Source organism: Pristimantibacillus sp. Z349TD_6 (assembly GCF_056173205.1).
Map to the genome: position 1 here is coordinate 5,879,044 of NZ_CM149662.1, position 18,779 is coordinate 5,897,822.

Genomic DNA, 18,779 nt, shown 5'->3' on the forward strand with positions numbered 1-18,779 from the left:
CTTGACTTCTTTTTCCGATAAGAATACTATGTTTTTATTCATGTTGTGATATTATCCAATTTCTTCAATGTTTTCAACCATCAGTTTTAGTTCTTATGTCCTTTAAACAACAAAACAACGATCTATGTTTGATTACTCAAAAACAAACAACAATAGAATATATCTATTCCACCTTTTTATTACTGGCAAGATTTAAAACCATGGAAATTGCTCGCTTAAACATGGATTTCTATTTGTTGGTTAAACAACATATATGACCATTTTGTTTGTTATCTGAAGGAGGATAAAAACATGCTGCAGCCATCGAAAGAAGACCGGAGAATTATCCGATCACGGAAGGTCATAACGGAAGCTTTCGTTTCCCTTCTAAGAGTAAAAGGATTTCCTGATATTTCTGTAGCCGATTTAACGGAACATGCCGAAATTAATCGATCAACCTTTTATGCCCATTACAAAGATAAATTCGATCTCCTTCATGCCGTTATTGAAGAGAAGCTAACCTTGTTATCCGAAGAGCTTGAAGCCTCTAGAGTAAGCCATTCCGTACTTTCTAATACGATAGACAGTCCTCATCCTTATTTCGTCACGTTGTTCGATCATCTTCAAACCCATGCAGGATTTTACACGATCATGTTCAAGCGAATCGAAGATAATGCAGTTCGAAGCCGTATGCTGGAGGTCATTAGAGAAAGCCAGTTCATTATCATCTCCCATTTCAAACTCGAACAAAAGATGCTTATTCCCATGGACGTTCTATTGGATTATCTCTGCTCTTCTATTATTGGGGTAGTAGAGAAGTGGTATGACAACGGAATGAAATACAGCGCTAATTACATGGCTCTTCAGCTGACAAGAATTAGCATGCTCGGCACGGATAAAGCTATGGGGTTGTAGAACCGGGGGTCAAACTGGAAACTAGAATAGCAGGCAGCTCCAAACAAGGAATAAGATTCATGGATATGAGGAAAAGTGTAGAGTAACTCTAATACATGATGTTTCAGCTGATAATAACGTCATGTAATTGAACAAAATCAAAGGCCGCTTCAGTTAAGCGACCTTTGATTCGAGGGACTCATTTTATTATTTATTCGTCACCGCAGCCACTACATCGTCAATGGCTCTGCCCTCAGCAATTGGTCCCGAAGACATCCAATGTCTAGCCGATACTTTGAACACATGATTTTCCTTGACAGCAGGCATCGACTTCCAAACACTAAGCTTCTCAACTTCCGCTGAAGCAGCTTCCTCTTTCGCGAAATCCTCCGCTGTGTCGATCGATCCACCATAAATGGCAAATATGTAATCTGCCGTAATCGTAGGCAGCTTCTCCAGCGACGTATTCATTCCCCAATCATCGGATGATTCCTTCTGAAACGCTGCAATACTCGTGTCAGGAACTAAACCCAATTGCTCATAGATCAGTTTGTTAAAGCTAGGGAAAAACACCTGCAGATCCTTGACTGATGGACGAATAAAGACTACCTTGTTGTCCGCTCCAACAGCAGAAGATATCGTTGCTTTAGCTTCATTTATTTTATCGTCATACGCCTGAATTACCGCCTGTGATTTTTCCTCCAGCCCCAATATTTTTCCGATTTCAGTTATATTGGTTTTCCAATCATCCGGAGTAAAAGGAAGCGTTGGAGCAATTTTACTAAGTTCATCGTATCCCGCCTGATCGGTAAAATACTGTTGAAGCAGGATTAGATCCGGCTTTGATTCCAGAATCTGCTCCAGATTCTGATTCGTATCTGAACTGCCAGACATTGGGATTTTCAATTCTTTTAACGGATCTTCTAAATAATAGCCGTTGAAGCCATACGCATATACCATCGGAACTCCCAATGACAATGTAATATCTTCAAGTCCGATTACAGCGATCCGTTTTGGGTTTGACGGAACTTTCGTCTCTCCGTACGCGTGCTTGATCGTTTGCTGCTCTTTCTCCTCCGTTTGTGCGGTAGACTGAGGACTGTCCGTTTGTACAGGCTCCGTGGCTTTGCCAGAGTTAGCCTTCTCACCTACATTCGTGTTATTGCCGCAAGCGCTGATCATTACTGCCAACAGTAATATAATCATTAACCCTGCGAATTTCTGATTCCTTCCTTGATTCCAATTGCCACCCTGACTTACATAATCCGTTCTCTTTCTTTGATGCATCGTATTCCCTCCGCCATTTATATTGATATTGATTCTCATTATCGACAAATCATTATAGCATACTAATTACGGCTATGAATACAACAAAATTCCACTACTTTGAGCTCTATAAAACTGTTTCTCAACCGAGATTTCTATCGGAATTTCGCTTTATCCAGTAGTTTAGCTCTCTCGCAGTGCTTTTACTTCTGATGATGAAAAATAGCCAGAAACAGCCATAAAACACCATCACACGTTGAGATAAGAAATATACTACAAATGGCTGCCCCAAAAAATGACTATCGTCATATTAAGAAAATTACCTTTATCACTAAATAAGGTATGCCAAAACAATTAAGATAAAAGTATCAAATCGATGAGGTGAGCGAGAAAATGAACGGTAACACTTTTTATATGATGATCGCTTTTATAGCCGTTTTAGTTTTGTGGAGAAGGACGAGAAGCATGTACCGCCCAATACGGGGGAACGGGATTCGATTACTGATTCCTTTATTATTCATAATCCCTGGCCTGTCTTTAATTATTAACCCGAACGTGAATGAACCGGCTTGGGCATTTGGAATAGCCTTCGGACTTGGCGTTATATTTTCCATCCCATTGATTTGGACGACTAATTACGAAGTGAGAGAAGACAATTTGATTTATTCCAAGAAAAACTGGGGATTTATCGCAGCTTTCATAGGTATTGTGTTCATACGGTTTGCTCTGCGTCAAGAATTGTCCGACTTGGATCCTCAAGGTAAAACAGCTTTATTCATGCTAGTAGCTTTCGGTTATATCATTCCGTGGAGAGTTTTTTCGTTTATCAAATTTCGGCGTGTGGCCAACCAATTGCAATTGTCTAAAATAAACTAAAGTTTGGTTGCCTGCGAATACAAAAAAGAAATTCTCACAATAAAAAAAAGCTGATCAGCAATGGCGCTGATCAGCTTTTTTCGATTCATTGTTCGCGAATGACTAATAACACACCAATAAAAATGAGTATAGTACCTATCCAAAATGATAAACCAATTTGTTCACCTAGCAATAGCCAGCCTAAAAAAGCACCGACTATAGGTTGGAAAAAGAAAAATAATCCGCCACTTGAAGCATTAAGCATTTGCAGCCCACGATTCCACAGTAAAAAGGCACAGGCTGTCGAAATAATTCCCAAGTACAATAGTCCGCCCCATATAGATGGATGCATCAATGCTTGAAAATCAAGCTCTGGCAATCGAGTAACGGTGAAAGGTGTAAGTAAAACAATGGCTACAAGGGTTGTATAAAAAGTTACAACAATTTGTGAATAGTTCCTGGGTACCCGCTTAATAAGAACAGACATAAGCGCCCAAGTAAGGGCGGCAATAAGCAATGATACACCACCAAGTTGAAGGGATGAATCGATATTGGCGTTTCCGACAATAACGCTTACCCCTATTGTTGCTAAAATAATTGAAATTGCTTTTTTTAGCGTAATCTTTTCTTTTAAAATGATACGCGCAAATAGCACCATGAATGCTGGTGTCGTTGAAGTAATAATAGCACCCATTTGTGCTGTAGAAAGCATCGTACCTATTTCTTGGGTAATGATAGAAATTGTATTTCCAATAAGACCAATGAAGAAAACTAATAATAAATCACGCTTTTCAATCCGCCATGATTGTTTCGTTACAACGCCAATAAATAGCAATGCTAAAATCGCAATTACATAACGAATCCACACTAATTCAAGTGGTGGAACAAAGTCTACCACATGTTTTACAACCACATACATCCCGCCCCAAATGCTAGCAGCGAGTGATAAATATAAAGAACCTAATAAGGTGTTTTTCATTTTGTACCCTCCGTTTTCCTAGACAGTTCCTGTCCTTAACGGAGTTGTAGTTTTCTACCGTTAAGGAAGAATAACTACAGGTACATCGTTTTCAAAGAGTGGTGACCACATCATCTGTCTTCAGCTCACTTTCAAAAGAGTAATTTTATTTTATATGAATTTTTTTGATAAGGCTATTAACTATTTTAATTATAACGATGTACCAGCGTATTAGAACAACCCTTAGTGAATAACCAGTCCAATGAAATGGGAATCTTATGCAGGATCAGACTGAAAAGAAATGGGAGTGAGCGGAAATTGAAAACGATGACAGCGGCTGGCAGTGCTAACCTGCAAACTGGCACGACTCAAAAAACAGTAGGCCAGTACTTGTTCGATTGTCTACAGCTGGAGGGCATTACCGAAATTTTTGGCGTTGCTGGAGACTATAACTTTACACTATTGGATACGCTGGAGCGCTATAAAGGCATACGGTTTATGAGTGGACGGAACGAATTAAACTCAGGTTATGCGGCGGATGGTTATGCAAGAGTTAAAGGCATATCCGCTCTTATTACGACTTTCGGAGTCGGAGAGCTTAGTGCTTGCAATGCGATAGCGGGAGCTAACAGCGAGCATGTGCCGATAATTCATATCGTAGGTGCGCCTCCCGATAAGGATCAAAAGAAACATAAGCTGATGCATCACACTCTAATGGATGGGGATTTTGACGTCTTCCATAAAGTGTACAAGCAGATTACGGCTTATACTGCAGTACTGACACCGGAAAACGCTGAGATTGAAATTCCAGCCGCCATTCGTATTGCGAAGGAAAAGAAAAAGCCAGTGTACCTCGTTGTGGCTGATGATTTAGTGACCATGCCGATCATTACACGAAGTGAGCCGATCCCCCCGCGTCCAATGTCCAATGTGAAAACTCTTCAGGCAGCAACGGAGCATGCCCGCCAACTGCTGGGGCGTGCCCATCGGCCGGTCATTTTGGTTGATGTCAAAACCATGCGTTTCGACCTTGTAACAGCAGTTCGGCAGCTAGCCGACGCGATGAACGTACCTGTTGCAACAATGATGTTCGGCAAGGGGGCATTTGACGAAACCCATCCGAATTATATTGGGATGTACGAAGGTTTATTTGGAAGTTCTGAAGTCCAAACCGCAGTAGAAAATGCAGACTGTGTCATTGCGGTAGGCATGGTATGGGCGGACAATAATACCGCGAACTTCACTGCGAAGCTAAACCCGCTCGTGACAATCAATATTCAACCGGACATGGTCAAGGTCGCAGAAGCGGAATATCCGAATGTGTTCGCAGCCGACATGCTACTTGCGGTGCAGAATATTGGATACATAGGCCAAGGTTTAGCGGGAAAAACGACATCCCCATACGACCAAATAACTGGCAGTGCCGGTGACCCACTAACTGCGGCCAATTATTACCCGCGTTTTCAGAAGTTGCTGAGGGAAGGGGACATTGTGGTCGCCGAGACCGGCACATTTTACAACGGGATGGCGCAGGTGAGACTACCCCGCAATGCAACATACATTGCGCAAGGTGGCTGGGAGGCGATCGGTTATGCTACACCTTCCGCATACGGTGCCAATGTCGCTGCACCTGATCGGCGGGTCTTGTTATTTACAGGTGACGGCTCCTTGCAGTTGACAGCCCAAGAGATCAGCACCATGCTCTATTATGAATGCAAGCCTATTATCTTCATCTTGAATAACGATGGCTACACCATCGAGAAATATTTAAATGTCAAAACAGAGAATCAGCAATATAACAAAATTCCGCGCTGGTCATACACTAAGCTTCCCGAAGTGTTTGGAGGCGATGCGTTTGCCGTGACAGTACGTACCTATGGAGAGCTTGATCAGGCTATAATCCAAGCGGAGAGGGAATGTAAAGGAAGACTCTGTATCATTGAAATGATAGCCGCTGACCCTATGGACGCACCAGAAAATATGCGCCGGATGCGCAATTATTTGGAAATGCAGGAGAAACAACGCAGCCAAAACTAAAATAAGCAGCATCTAGTTTGCTTCTTCTTCCTTCGTAAACACTGTAAATATTCTCATTATGAGGCCCGATAGAGTCTATAACCAAGCTATCGGGCTTCAACTTTATTTATGGAATGATCAGAGTTAAACAATACGCTGTTGCCCATTAATTGAACTTTGTATGTCACGAATGTCCTTCCACGAAATGAGCTTGATGTTTTCCTTTTGGAAGAGCTGCTTTAAATCCCAATCACAAAGTAAGCGGAATTCAATTTCCCTTTCCATACAACAGTTTGTTAATTGCTTTAGTTCATCAGTAATGATAGACGGATGAACAGTTAACTGGGTGATACCAGACTTTAGGTTTTTGATCATGGATACAAGCTGCGCCTTCACCGTCTCGTACTCTGCATTCGTGCTACGGCAATAGGGAAGGGAAATAATATCATCAATGAGGAAAATACCGCGCCTGTCCGCTGAAGAAATTCGTTCGGAAAACCTCTCCTTTTGCTCTTCGTTTATAAACGGCTGCATTAGAATTCTTCTAGGCAAATTAAAGGGCAGTTGATACTCTTGGCATAAATCTAGTGCTATATCTAGAAAATCACGTCCTGTGTTTAGACCAAAGATGCTCCCTGCATGACTGTCAAGATAAGTGGGATCAATCCCTTGAGAAATCGCATATGTAATTTGAGCTTGCATTTCAAGCCTAACCTCATCCAGATCAGCATTGGACTCTAAAAATGCGATATCTGTAAAAAATTCATTAGCTGAATTAACAAGGCTGTGGAGCGAATTCTCATGATACACAAGCTTATATCCCTGATGCTCTGAACTTGATAATGTCAAATGAATTCCGGCGTGCTCGATAGTCTGAATATCACCCCTGCTTAAAACTTCTTTGGCTGCTCGGCAGGGAATCATTATTGAAGTTGAGATAATGGCAGCCTGTTGAAATAATGTATGAATAGCCTCATTGATTTCCCATGTTATTCCATAATCATCCGCATTAATAATTAATAATCGATCTGATTGTTTATATCCTAATTTAGAATTCATTTACTCTCCCCCTAATTCAAGTTGAAACATGAATAAGGGCGCAAGCACATTTGTGCCTACACCCTTGCCCAAGTCATTTATTTCCGTTCAATATACACTGGTTATCCAATTCAAGTTAAAGTTGTCTTATTTTAAGAGCCTAGATCAGGTTGATCCAAGAAGCTAACGGTGCTATCCGTCGTTCCATGCAATTCAAAGATAATAATCTCATTATTGCCTTGCTTCAATAATGGACCTGGCACATACAATCTCTTCTGCGGTCCAATATCCCAATAACGACCCAGATTGAAACCATTGATGAACACGACCCCTTTGGTCCACCCTTCCAAACTAAGGAAAGTATCACATGGCTCATCCACAATTAACGTTCCTCGGAAGAAGCTCGGACCTGTTTGTTCCGTGATGCTCCCGAATTGCAGACCCGATAATTCCGTTAGAGGTAACGTGTACGTCGTCCAATCCGACAAGAACTGGCGCCCAAAACGTACCCCTTCGGTAATCCCTTTCCGGTCTTTCATATAAGGTCCGTAATTAACCCGGCCTAAATTCTCAACAAGGATAGAGACCTCTACTCCTTCAGCAGGCACTTCAAATTCTATCTTCACATCGGTATGAACGCGGTCCAGAACACCAGCCGGCTGTCCGTTAATGAAAATTTGTGCGCGGTCATGCACGTCTTGCAAGAAAAACTGATCTTTAGGACGAGGTCCGCTAATAAACGTACGATAATGGATAAATCCGTAATCCTGCCCCAGCTTTTCCATTGTCTCAGGGTATGCCGTATAAATAGGTGCAGAGATGTTGTCCAAATTAGCCGCTAATGAAGCTTGCTCAGTCATTTTCACTTGTCCATACGCTTTCTTAGCGATCGGAGCTGGCAATTCACATGCAGGTACATCCACATATTTGGAGATAACATCGCGCACCGCATAATATTTAGCGGTCGGTTCACCGGATTCATTTAGCAAGGCATCATAATCATAGCTAGTCACTGTAGGTTCATAGCTATCCGCTGTATGGCCGTTCGCTCCGTTGTAGAAACCAAAGTTTGTTCCGCCATGGAACATATAGAAATTAACGGATCCGTTCAGACTAAGCATTTCATCAAGCACACTCGCGACATCCTCAGCGGGACGGGTATGATGCTCCTCCCCCCAATGATCAAACCAACCGTTCCAATATTCCATACACATAAATGGCGCATCCGGTTGATATTGTTTAAGCTTCTCAAATGCTTCTGCTGGCCGAGACCCAAAATTCACCGTTGCCAGAACACCATCGATCATACCGCCTTGCAGCATCGCATCTTCTGGTCCATCGGAAGTGAATAGCAGAACATCTATTCCACGAGCAATCATGCTTTCTTTTTGATGAATCAAGTAGCGTTTGTCATTGCTGAAGCTTCCATATTCATTCTCGACCTGCATCGCGATGATCGGCCCGCCACTCGTGCATAGGAGCGGTTTTAGTTTCGGAAGCAGCACATCATAATAAGCATCTACATGATCTAGAAACGGCTTATGGTAGCAGCGCAGACGCATATCAGGGTCCGCCAGCAGCCAAGCTGGCAATCCGCCAAATTCCCATTCCGCACAAATATAAGGCGCTGGGCGAACAATCACATGCAGCCCGATTTCTCCAGCCAGCTCAATAAAACGAACGATATCCGCCATGCCTTCAAAATAAAATTGGCCTTTCTTCGGCTCGTGAAGATTCCATGGGACATATGTTTCCACGGTATTGAGACCGCAGGCTTTTAATTTTGCAAGTCGATCTTGCCAATGCTCAGGTACAGTTCGAAAATAATGAAAAGCTCCTGAGAGAAGACGTATCGGTTGATCATTATAATAAAATGAAGATCCAGAATAATTAAATGTAGTCATCTATTTCCCGCCTTATAAAATAGTTAAATCATTAAGCATAATGACTCGCTATAGCCTGATTGATTCTCTCTCTTGCCGCTAACAGCCATTCCCCACTGCCCTTTGGATAAACAGAGAACGTCAATGGTTCTTGCAAACCCTCTTCCAACAGCTTTATCGTCTGTTCTTTGCCAATCTTCTGCTCTAGCAGCTCGAGTGCGCGCAAGTCTTGCATCGCCTCATAGAGAACTTCCAAGCGAATTGACTCGATTGGACCCTCTTCGCCAGGATAAACCAAGAAGGAATCTCCCGAAGGAAACGCAAGCTTTGCATCCGTTGACCGATAGGGATCCAGCTTCTGATCGATGGAGTACTGCGAATACCAGAAATTAAAGCCCCAATGCAGGAAGCCCTTCAATCCAAACTTATACAACTGAAGCCCAATAATCCGGTTTCTAGAGGAAGGCATGTTAAAAAAACGATTGGATACTTCTTGATGCTGCGCACAGCAATAATAAGTCCATAAATCCGGAACGCCATACTCCAGAAACGGTTCGATATGATTGTTTCCCGGAATCGGTCTTTGCACTAGACCCCGCTCATACATATCCAAATCAGACAGCGCGTCCATAATAGGATAATCAGACAAATGCTTACGCACGATTTGGCTGGCAGCTTGATAGGATTCCAATTGACTGAGGTCCGGCTCATCCGAAATATGGAACCAGCTTTGCTCATCCAGTCCATTTTCTTTCAAGTAGCGATCAAGGCTCGGCAGGAATTGATCCAAGAAGCTGCGATATTCTTCTGAAGATGCATCCGTCTCCCAGCCGAATAGCTTTTTCTCTTCTCCTTGTACCGTTCCCATAATTTTCGGAGCGCACTTTGCTCCCCATTGCGTAAACAAATGTGAAAACTCAAAGTATTTCACATCCAACTTCTTGCACATCGTTACCCACCGCGTAAGCTGATCAAAGCCAAATGTATAAGTATCTCCCTCCACATCAACTCTCACCAGTTGGACAGTTGGACGTTCTCCTCCAACAAGGGTATCGAGCGGCGGCGTGAATAGTGGCGTCAATACCATGTTCATGCCGTGCTTGACCATTGCGTCCACATAACGTTCCAGAAGCGTCCAATGCGCTTCACTAAAGACTTCGACACCATACTGTGTTGCAATACAATCCACATGAAACCATTCCGTGTGAATTAACTGCTGCGCGGGCAATTCGGCAGGGATGACTGTCAACTGAAATACATCGGATACCGCTAAGGACTCCCCTTGCTCTGATTGGAAGGAGAATTGAATGGAATGAACACCCGCAGCGACAGATTCATCAAGCTCCACACTCACCCAAATGGAACGCCACTGCTCGGGAACCGCATTAACGGATTGTTGATTCAGCTCATACAATGGATCTGGATATAGTCCCGGTGTCGTGCGCAGGACGTTATCATCAGGATTTGTGAAACATGGCATCTCCGAAGGAGCCAGACCAACAGATCTAATCAAAATACGGTCTGCAAGGTCGGAGTCGATGTTTACATTTATATTTTTTAAGAGCGTATCTGAGGTGTATGCGACTTGGAAGGAATAGGTTTCGCCGAAAAGCGCAGAAGCGCTTTGAAAGGCTTGTTCGGTTGGCGTCTCATCTGCGAATACTTTTGTCAATGAGCTTAGTAACTTCGTCTCAAATTGAACTGGATTATTCATACATCTTGCACCTCTTTAAATTAGAATGCTTTCTGCAAAATCTTTGAGATTGATACTGTTTCCATCCACTCTAGATTGCTCCGCCGCGAAGGCCATTAAATGGCTTTGAACGGATTGACTTGCCGAGGTAAGCCCCTCACTCTTGCCATCTTCTCTTACCAGCTTTAAAAAATCCTTGAGTAAACCCATATCACCGCCGCCGTGGCCAACATGACCTCCCATGTCTTCAAATGAGATTCGTTCAATCTTGCCGCTGCCAAAATGAATCACTTCAATTTCATTTTTCTCCATGGCGCCGCGGATTTCACCTTTGGTTCCCATAAGCTTGATTGTGCGGCTGACATCTCTAGTAAATGCGCTCATCGTAAATGCTGCTGTGACGGAATTCGCAAACTCCAAATTCACAACCTGGTGGTCAACAACATCGTTGTCACAATGATAGACGCATCTGCCGTAAGGTCCTTCCTCAAGCGCCTTATAACGCGCACTATAGCTCAGATCATTACTAATTGCCGAAGTTGGCCAATTCGTATCCTCTGTTAAATAGTAATTAGGCGCGTAGTAGAGACATTCGTCTGCCACTGGACACCCGTCTAAGCAGCGTAACGGCGCTCCTGCCGGCGCTTGATCGGCTGTAAAATGGGAGAGTGATCCGAAGGAGGATACACGAACACATTCCGAACCAGCCAACCAGAGCAAGATGTCCAGATCATGACAGGACTTCGCTAGAATCATTGGACTGGAATCCTCTTTCCGGCTCCAGTTTCCTCTTACGAAGCTATGCGCTTGATGCCAGAACCCTACATTTTCATTATGCGTGATAGACATTAATTTACCAATTGTTTCTTTTTCTAATAATTCTTTAATGGTAGAGAAAAAATTCGTATAACGAAGCACATGACAAATCGAAAACACTCGGTTTAACTGAGATGCCTTTTCTCCCATAAGTAAACATTCTTTGGCATCGGGAGACATCGGCTTCTCAAGCAGCACATGATAACCTGCTTCAAGTGCTTTCATTGTCGGATCGAAATGCTGTTTATCTTGCGTGCAGATGAGTACGGCATCCGCTAGTTTTGGCATAGCGAAAAAATCATCCCAGTTCTCAAAACACATATTATCTGCAATGTTATGTCTAGCTTGGAAGCTCTCCCTGCGCTCTGCAACCGGCTCTGCAACAGCTACAACTTGCAGCTCATTGGGATGAGCAAGAGCATATTCCAAATAGTTGACACCCCGCAAGCCCGCTCCAATTATGGCAACCGTAACTTTTTTCATAATTAATCTCTCCTCGATGTTGTAAGTCTATCTATTCCTTGACGCTTCCTACGGTCATGCCTTTAACAAAATACTTTTGCAAGAACGGATATACGAGCATAATGGGCAAAGCACCCATAAAGATTTGCGCATTTCGAAGTGTCTTCTCGCTTAAGTTGTCCATCACTTTAAGCTGCTCAATAGACATGGAAGACATTTGGGCATTAATCGACATAATTAATGTAGACAGATACGTTTGCAATGGGTACTTTTCTGGTGAATTCAAGTAAAGAATGCCATCGAACCAAGAGTTCCAATGCCCAACAATCGTGAACAAGCCAATCGTTGCGATCGATGGAAGCGATACAGGCAAATAAATTTGCCAAAGTACACGCCAGTGTCCTGCGCCGTCAATTGTCGCTGCCTCATCCAGTTCTCTTGGAATGGATCTGAAGAAATTCAGCATGAGCACCATATTCCATACATTCAAAGCACCCGGCAAAACGAGCGCCCAAATCGAATCAATGATGCCTGTATCTTTGACAATGATATACGTAGGAATCAACCCGCCGCCGAAAAACATCGTTATCGCAAAGAACCATACATAAGGGGTTCTAAATTTAAACTGATGATTAGATTTCGCAAGCGGAAAAGCAGTTATAAATACAAGCAGCATATTAACAACCGTCCCAAGCACGACCCGCTGTACGGATACCCATAATGATCGGAAGAACTCAACCTTCTCCCCCAAGTATTGATAGGCATCCAAGGAGAAGCCGACAGGCCAAAGCTTAACTTCTCCTGCCATCGCAGCCGTATTCGAGCTAAGTGAGATGGAGAGTAAATGAATAAACGGGATAATACCAAGCAGCGTGATCGCTGTTAACAACAACGTATTGAACACGACAAAAAGCTTTCTACTGATTGATGGTTTGTGTATCACTGTATTACCTCCGTTCTAGAATATTCTGTAGTTGTTAAGTTTATAAGCCGCATAGTAGGTAATGGATACTAACCCTAATGAAATGACCGATTTAAAGAGGCCGATTGCTGCTGCCGGTCCGAATTGCTGGCTGAACATCCCTAGTCGATAAACGAATGTATCAATGATATCTGCGCCTTCATAAACGGTCGGGTTATACATAATTAGAATTTGTTCGAAGCCAGCATTTAGAATTCCGCCTAAGCTTAATACGCCAAGCAAAATGAGTATGGGGGAAATGCCTGGAAGCGTAATGTGCATCACTTGCTTCCACTTGCCTGCTCCATCAACCTCTGCTGCTTCATAAAGCGTTGCATTGATGCCTACAATGGCGGCGAGCATAACAATCATATTGTAGCCCATGCCTTTCCACACATCTGATCCAATGACGATGCCTCTGAACCAGTCATTGTCGAGCATAAACATAATCGGCTGAAATCCAATTTCGGTTAACAAGCCATTAACAGGTCCGCTCAGAGAGAACAATTCAATGACGACTCCGCCAAGCACAGTCCATGACAGAAAGAACGGAAGGAAGATGGCAGATTGAATGAAACCTGAGAACCATTTTCTTGTCACTTCATTTAGCAATAACGCAAGAATAAGAGGAACTAGCAAAAACAGGATCATTTTGAAAATCGCAATAATGATCGTATTCCAAAGCACTTGACCGAAATCCGGCAACGCAAATACGTAACGGAAATTGTCAAAGCCTACGAATTCAGATTTAAAAAAACCGGATAATGGTTCAAATTGTTGAAAAGCCATCACTAGGCCAGCCATAGGACCGTATGCGTAGATCAAAGTAGCGATAACACCGGGCAGTAACATCAAATGTAGTACATATTCTTTTTTCAGCGTTCTCATAGATGACCCTCCTAACCAGCTGCTAATTTTAAAGCGGGAGGAGTTGTCGACTCCTCGACTCGTCTCTCCCGCTTTTGATTAATTTAAGATTTAATTTTTCGCTTGCTCGCCGTACCATGCATTAACTTCTGCTGTAATATCATCGCCGCCTAGCGATTTCCAGCTTGAAACGAACTTATCAAATTCATCAATGGAAGCGCCCATAATGATTTTTGTAAAGGATTCCTGCATAAGCTTATCAAGCTGAGCACCTTTTTCTACTTGTGTTTTTGTAGGAAGGCCATAGAACTCATTGTTTACAAACGCTCCGCTTTCTTTAATTTTACGCGTTGTTCCCCAGCCGCCATCTTTTGCTGCACGGCTGTAATATTGACCCCAATTGACGCCTTTGGAAGCATCTTTTGTATTGCCTGCGAGGAAATCGGTTCCTGCTTTGAATACATCCGCTACATTCTTGTAGTTCTCGTCATCCAGCGTAATTTCAGTTTGTTTAGCGTCGAGCGCTTTGTTCACTTCTGTATAGATGGTTTCAATTTGAGCCGGGTTGTAGATACGTGGATTAAACCAGTTGTATACATAACCATTCTCGGCTTTGTTTTTCTCTAAATATTGTTTGTTGCCCATTTCGATATAGAAGTTGATCATTTTAATTGCAGCTTCTGGATTTTTCGCTTTTTTGTTTACAGCGAAAACCTTGCCAGCACGAATTTTCGGAACGAGTGATTTTGCTGGACCGTCCAGCCCTGGAATTTGAACAGCAATCCATTCAGCCTTTGGATCTTTGTCAATATTTAAATTAAGCGGCCAGTTCGGGTACCACCATTCTCCGTAGGAAATACCTACCTTGCCCGAAGTAAGATCTTCTACTGCTTTGTTCTCATCCTTCAGCGCAAACTCCTTATTGAGAATGCCATTTTGGTACCAAGACTGCAGCTTGCTAAGCGCCGTTTTCACCTCAGGTTGAATAAGGCCCGGTATTAGTTTATCTTCACCATTTTTGATCCAAGCCGTCTGAGCATCACCAATGGATGGGTAAGCTCCGAATCCGTTAAACAATCCTCTTACATCAAAGCCCCAGAAAAACAATGTTTTTTGCAATGAAATACCATAAGTATCATTTTGCTTATTTTGATCTGGATCGTTTTTCACAAATGCTTCTGCAACCTTCTCCAGCTCATCGATTGTCGTAGGCGCTTGCAAATTCAAATTATCCAGCCAATCCTTCCGAATCCAAAGCAGCTGCGTGGATAGGAATGGATCTTCAAAAGCTGGAATGGCCAGCTGTTTGCCGTCTGCGTTATAAGTCTTCATTGCAAAGCCGCCATCCGATTCCATATATTTCTTAAGTGTTGGCGATGCATATTGCTCATATGCTTCTGTCAGATCAGCGAGCATATCTTGCTTTTTCAGCTTCTCGAAGTTTTTCGGGTCCAGCTCCAAAATATCAGGCAGATCGCCCGATGCCATCGCAAGTGAGAACTTTTGTTCAAATTGGCTGGAAGGCACGGTCCATTTATATTTCACTTCAATGTTCATCATCTCTTTTAAATCTTTAAAGTAAGCATTTTGATCTGGTGTAATTCCTTTTGGCGTTCTTGAATCCTCAGGCGGATTAAATCCAAGCACTTCTGTAACCGTAACCGGTTCAGCGTATTTACCGAATGGATCTGGCGGAGTGGCTTCAGTCTGGTTGTTCTCTGTTGACGGTTTAGATGTGGATGTGTTTCCTTTGTCATTTCCTTGGCTGGAGCATGCTGTAATGGCTGAAGCAGACAGCGATAACAACAAAATCATCTTCATTGTTTTATAATTTTTCATATGGAACACTTCCCCCTTTTGATAATGTTAGTAGCCCTGATCCCTGTGTTTATTATATTTCGAGAGGGAAAGCGGTTTCAATTTCACTTTTTTTACATCGCTTTTGAATTTTTTACTTATTGCGAATTTCGATACTCTTGAGGTGAAAGACCTGTCATTTTTTTGAAAAAAGTCGTAAAATACGAAGCCGAGTCAAAACCCGCCTTACTCGCAATTTCATTTAATTTCAAGGAAGTATTCATCATCAGATCGATGGCAACGGTCATTTTTGTAGATTGAATGTACTCTAATAGATTATGTCCTGTGATCTGCTTGTAATAGCGAGACAAATAGGATGGATTAAAATGCACCTCGTCCGCAATAGCTGTCAGAGACACATCCTTGGACAGATTGTTATGAACATATTGATGAATTTGTTCGATAAGCAATTGTTTAAATTCTTCTTGCTTCATCTCTCCGCTCATATCGGATTCACAAGCATTCGATTTTTCGTAATCAACAATAACCATTTTTTGACCAAATGCCGCTCTTTTCTGAATCATTGCACGAACAGCTTCCACTTGGAGATGGAGTGTATCCCACTTTCCTAACAAATTTCCAGAAATGCCAAATGAAACTGAAGCCGAGAGAACCTCAACGCATTCATTTTGTACAAGCTCAAGAATGCCTTTCATATAGGATGCGATGCCTTGCTCCTTCGTATTCTCATCTGGCCCATTCCCTCGAAAACGTTCCAATAATTCCTCATCCGCTTGAAGAATCCATAAAAGTGAGCTGCCATTGTAGATAGCTTTCTCTCTAGCTATGGAAGCCGGCAAATGATTGTCAAAAATCCGTTGCACCGATTCCAGCACCTTTAAATTTTCAACCTCAAGCCGATCCACTTGCCCTACCAGGAAGAATGCGGGGCGCTCAGCAGCAATGCCAAACTCCACTTCTGCATAAATGGACTCGGTCAATAGAGAAGGAAGCGGCTCTCCGTCAAGCATGGCTTCCATCATTTCTTTTTTGAGATAAGGCTCGGCGATTTGAATATGTCTTTGCGCCTTCTCCTGCTGCAGCTTAACGCTTTTCTCTTCTTCCAGCTTACCTATTACCTCTTTTACCGCTTGGAAAATAGGCTCAATGCCTTCTGTTTTCAAAATATAGTTTTCTACGTTTTTCTTTAACGCTTCGTATACATAATCAAATTCGCTATACCCTGTAAGAAAAATGACTCGGCATGCGGGCCAATAGTATACCATCTCATCCACCAATTGCAGGCCATTCTTCTGAGGCATACGAATATCGCTGATCAAAATATCCAGTTTCGTTTTTTTTGCTATTTCAAGCGCCTCACCAGAGGAATAGGCTTTGCATATATCCAGCTCAAAGTCTTTGTTTCCCTGAAAAAGCTGCACTAGGCCATTCACAATGACAGGCTCGTCATCTACTATTAACAATCGGTACATTATTGTGCCCCCTTATTCTCAAGATGTATGATAAGCTCCACTTTTAATCCGCCGTATTGGCTTCGGGAGACAAATAAGCCGCTGTCCGCTCCATAAATTAATTTTAGCCGATTGCTGACGTTAATTAATCCCGTTTTCTCAATCTGTTTCGTTTTGACTGCAAGCTGCTCCTGCAACTGCTCAATTTTATCATCTGTTAATAAACTGCCGTTGTCCTCTACGGTGATGCGTACGATATCATCCTGATAGCTGGCTCCAATATAGACAACTCCGTTCATCGTACCATCTTCAAAGGCATGATCAAATACATTCTCTACGATCGGCTGAATGATAAGTCTTGGAACGTAAACGGTATGCAATTGATCCGAAATCTCCGTGTATTCAAACGAAATGCGGTTGGAAAAGCGAATACATTGAATTTCACAATAATCGAGCGCATGCTGAAATTCTTTGTTAAGCAGCACTTCATCAGAACCGCTCCTTGTAATGTATTGATAATAGCTTCCCAGCTTTTGGGAGAGCTCCGCCGCACTATCCGAATCGCCTACCTTACACATCATATAAATGTTAAAAAAGCTGTTGTATAAAAAATGAGGGTTAATTTGAGATTGCAGCTGCTTTAATTCCGAGTGCTGCAGCGCTATCTTTTGTTCATAGTTTTCCTTTATGGAAACTTTCAAGCGATGTGCCATCCGATTAAAACTTTGAAATAAATAATGAAATTCATCCTTTGTCTTGGATTCGATAACTAAGTTCAGATTATCTGTTTCTATCATACGAAACGCCTTGCCTAGATTGGACAATGGGCGATGGATCATGACGTTAACGGAGAATGAATAAAGCAAAAGAATGATAATGGTAATGCTGAACAGCAGATAATACAGCGTATAAAACTGGCTTAATGATCTAGTGATCTCGTTCTGATTCACATACATAATTAATGACAGATTTAAAGAGCTTACAAAATTATGGATAACAAAATAACGGATGCCGTTTACCTTCTCCATTTTGGACATATTGTCATCTTGCTCATTAGGTAATTTAACCAGCTGTTGCTGTACAGAAATAGCTTGCTCATCTTGCGTCGTCGCAAACACACTCCCCAAACCCTCGCTCCCAAGCAAAACCTCTGACTCCTGATAAAGGGTAGTAATGGTATGCAGCTCTTCCAGCAGCTTCACTTTAGAGATTTCGATATATGACCAAATGCCATCATTATTTGCCGTCTCAATAAAGAAGATCCGATCACCATCCAGGTAAAAAGAGGGCTTAATCGAAACGCCTATAAGCTTTGAAATAAGCTCGTATTCATCATTTGGCGTGTTGGTAACGCCATTCGAAATCGAGATGGTTTTCCCCTCTGAAGCAATATAAACGCCTGCATTAAGTACGTACTCGCTCGAATTCATAAGAAAGCTCAATCGATCCTTCACTTGCTCAATGAGTCTAACCTCATCATATTTCCCAAGACTTCCTCCCCTGAAGCTTAGCTTTTGCAAATCTTCACCGTTAATAAAGCCTAATTGCTGATTGCGAATAAAATACATTTCCTTGTCCAGCTGCTTCGCGTAAAAGGAAGCTCCCGCTTCGGCGGAATCCAGCATTGTATTTTTCGAAAACGACATGCCCTTGTAATTGACCCAAATATTCATCGAAATGAGGGGAACAAGAAACACGATAAATACGATGACAATTTTCTGATAGACGAACCACTTCGCTTTGCCGGCAGCCTGCAATTTCATAGGATATCCCCTTCTTCACCATCTAGGAAAACTTCTCGATGCTAATTAATATAACCAGA

At 42.4% G+C, this 18,779-nt stretch carries 14 protein-coding genes; 3 read left to right on the forward strand and 11 right to left on the reverse strand.

What is annotated here, in order from left to right; all coding sequences use genetic code 11:
* Positions 1-291: 291 nt before the first annotated feature.
* Positions 292-894, forward strand: a complete 603-nt coding sequence (locus tag AC0VYE_RS25570; protein WP_076267651.1) for a TetR/AcrR family transcriptional regulator — start codon at positions 292-294, stop codon at positions 892-894.
* Between the two features lie 186 nt (positions 895-1,080).
* Here the strand turns inward: AC0VYE_RS25570 and AC0VYE_RS25575 are convergent, their stop codons facing one another.
* Complete coding sequence (locus AC0VYE_RS25575; protein ID WP_475443320.1) at positions 1,081-2,160, reverse strand: ABC transporter substrate-binding protein; 1,080 nt, start codon at positions 2,158-2,160, stop codon at positions 1,081-1,083.
* Between the two features lie 396 nt (positions 2,161-2,556).
* Between AC0VYE_RS25575 and AC0VYE_RS25580 the strand changes: the two genes are divergently transcribed.
* On the forward strand, positions 2,557-3,015 hold the full coding sequence (locus tag AC0VYE_RS25580; RefSeq protein WP_475449728.1) for a CcdC family protein: 459 nt from the start codon (positions 2,557-2,559) through the stop codon (positions 3,013-3,015).
* A gap of 85 nt (positions 3,016-3,100) precedes the next feature.
* Here the strand turns inward: AC0VYE_RS25580 and AC0VYE_RS25585 are convergent, their stop codons facing one another.
* On the reverse strand, positions 3,101-3,973 hold the full coding sequence (locus tag AC0VYE_RS25585; RefSeq protein ID WP_475443321.1) for a DMT family transporter: 873 nt from the start codon (positions 3,971-3,973) through the stop codon (positions 3,101-3,103).
* A gap of 306 nt (positions 3,974-4,279) precedes the next feature.
* On the opposite strand from AC0VYE_RS25585, the gene AC0VYE_RS25590 reads away from it, so the two are divergent.
* The gene (locus AC0VYE_RS25590) at positions 4,280-5,989 is read left to right on the forward strand and encodes an alpha-keto acid decarboxylase family protein (RefSeq protein WP_475449730.1); all 1,710 of its coding nucleotides are present in this window, start codon (positions 4,280-4,282) and stop codon (positions 5,987-5,989) included.
* A gap of 123 nt (positions 5,990-6,112) precedes the next feature.
* On the opposite strand, the gene AC0VYE_RS25595 is transcribed toward AC0VYE_RS25590, so the two are convergent.
* The 9 genes from AC0VYE_RS25595 to AC0VYE_RS25635 form a co-directional block, all read right to left on the reverse strand.
* Entirely contained in the window at positions 6,113-7,027 is a 915-nt protein-coding gene (locus AC0VYE_RS25595; protein ID WP_475443323.1) for a ChbG/HpnK family deacetylase, read from the reverse strand.
* Between the two features lie 131 nt (positions 7,028-7,158).
* Complete coding sequence (locus AC0VYE_RS25600; protein ID WP_475443325.1) at positions 7,159-8,910, reverse strand: glycoside hydrolase family 35 protein; 1,752 nt, start codon at positions 8,908-8,910, stop codon at positions 7,159-7,161.
* Between the two features lie 31 nt (positions 8,911-8,941).
* A complete protein-coding gene (locus AC0VYE_RS25605) occupies positions 8,942-10,603 on the reverse strand; it encodes a DUF4091 domain-containing protein (protein ID WP_475443326.1) in 1,662 nt (553 codons plus the stop codon).
* Between the two features lie 15 nt (positions 10,604-10,618).
* A complete protein-coding gene (locus tag AC0VYE_RS25610) occupies positions 10,619-11,881 on the reverse strand; it encodes a Gfo/Idh/MocA family protein (protein ID WP_076267644.1) in 1,263 nt (420 codons plus the stop codon).
* A gap of 31 nt (positions 11,882-11,912) precedes the next feature.
* The gene (locus AC0VYE_RS25615; RefSeq protein ID WP_076267759.1) at positions 11,913-12,800 is read right to left on the reverse strand and encodes a carbohydrate ABC transporter permease; all 888 of its coding nucleotides are present in this window, start codon (positions 12,798-12,800) and stop codon (positions 11,913-11,915) included.
* A gap of 18 nt (positions 12,801-12,818) precedes the next feature.
* Positions 12,819-13,709 carry an ABC transporter permease gene (locus AC0VYE_RS25620; RefSeq protein WP_076267643.1) on the reverse strand — a complete coding sequence of 297 codons (891 nt, stop codon included), beginning with the start codon at positions 13,707-13,709 and terminating at the stop codon, positions 12,819-12,821.
* A gap of 90 nt (positions 13,710-13,799) precedes the next feature.
* Positions 13,800-15,527, reverse strand: a complete 1,728-nt coding sequence (locus AC0VYE_RS25625; protein WP_441960948.1) for an extracellular solute-binding protein — start codon at positions 15,525-15,527, stop codon at positions 13,800-13,802.
* Between the two features lie 116 nt (positions 15,528-15,643).
* Positions 15,644-16,978, reverse strand: coding sequence for a response regulator transcription factor (locus AC0VYE_RS25630; RefSeq protein WP_475443329.1), 1,335 nt, complete (start codon positions 16,976-16,978; stop codon positions 15,644-15,646).
* A complete protein-coding gene (locus tag AC0VYE_RS25635; protein ID WP_475443331.1) occupies positions 16,978-18,720 on the reverse strand; it encodes a sensor histidine kinase in 1,743 nt (580 codons plus the stop codon). Before AC0VYE_RS25635 ends, AC0VYE_RS25630 begins: the two co-directional genes overlap by 1 nt.
* Positions 18,721-18,779: the final 59 nt, after the last annotated feature.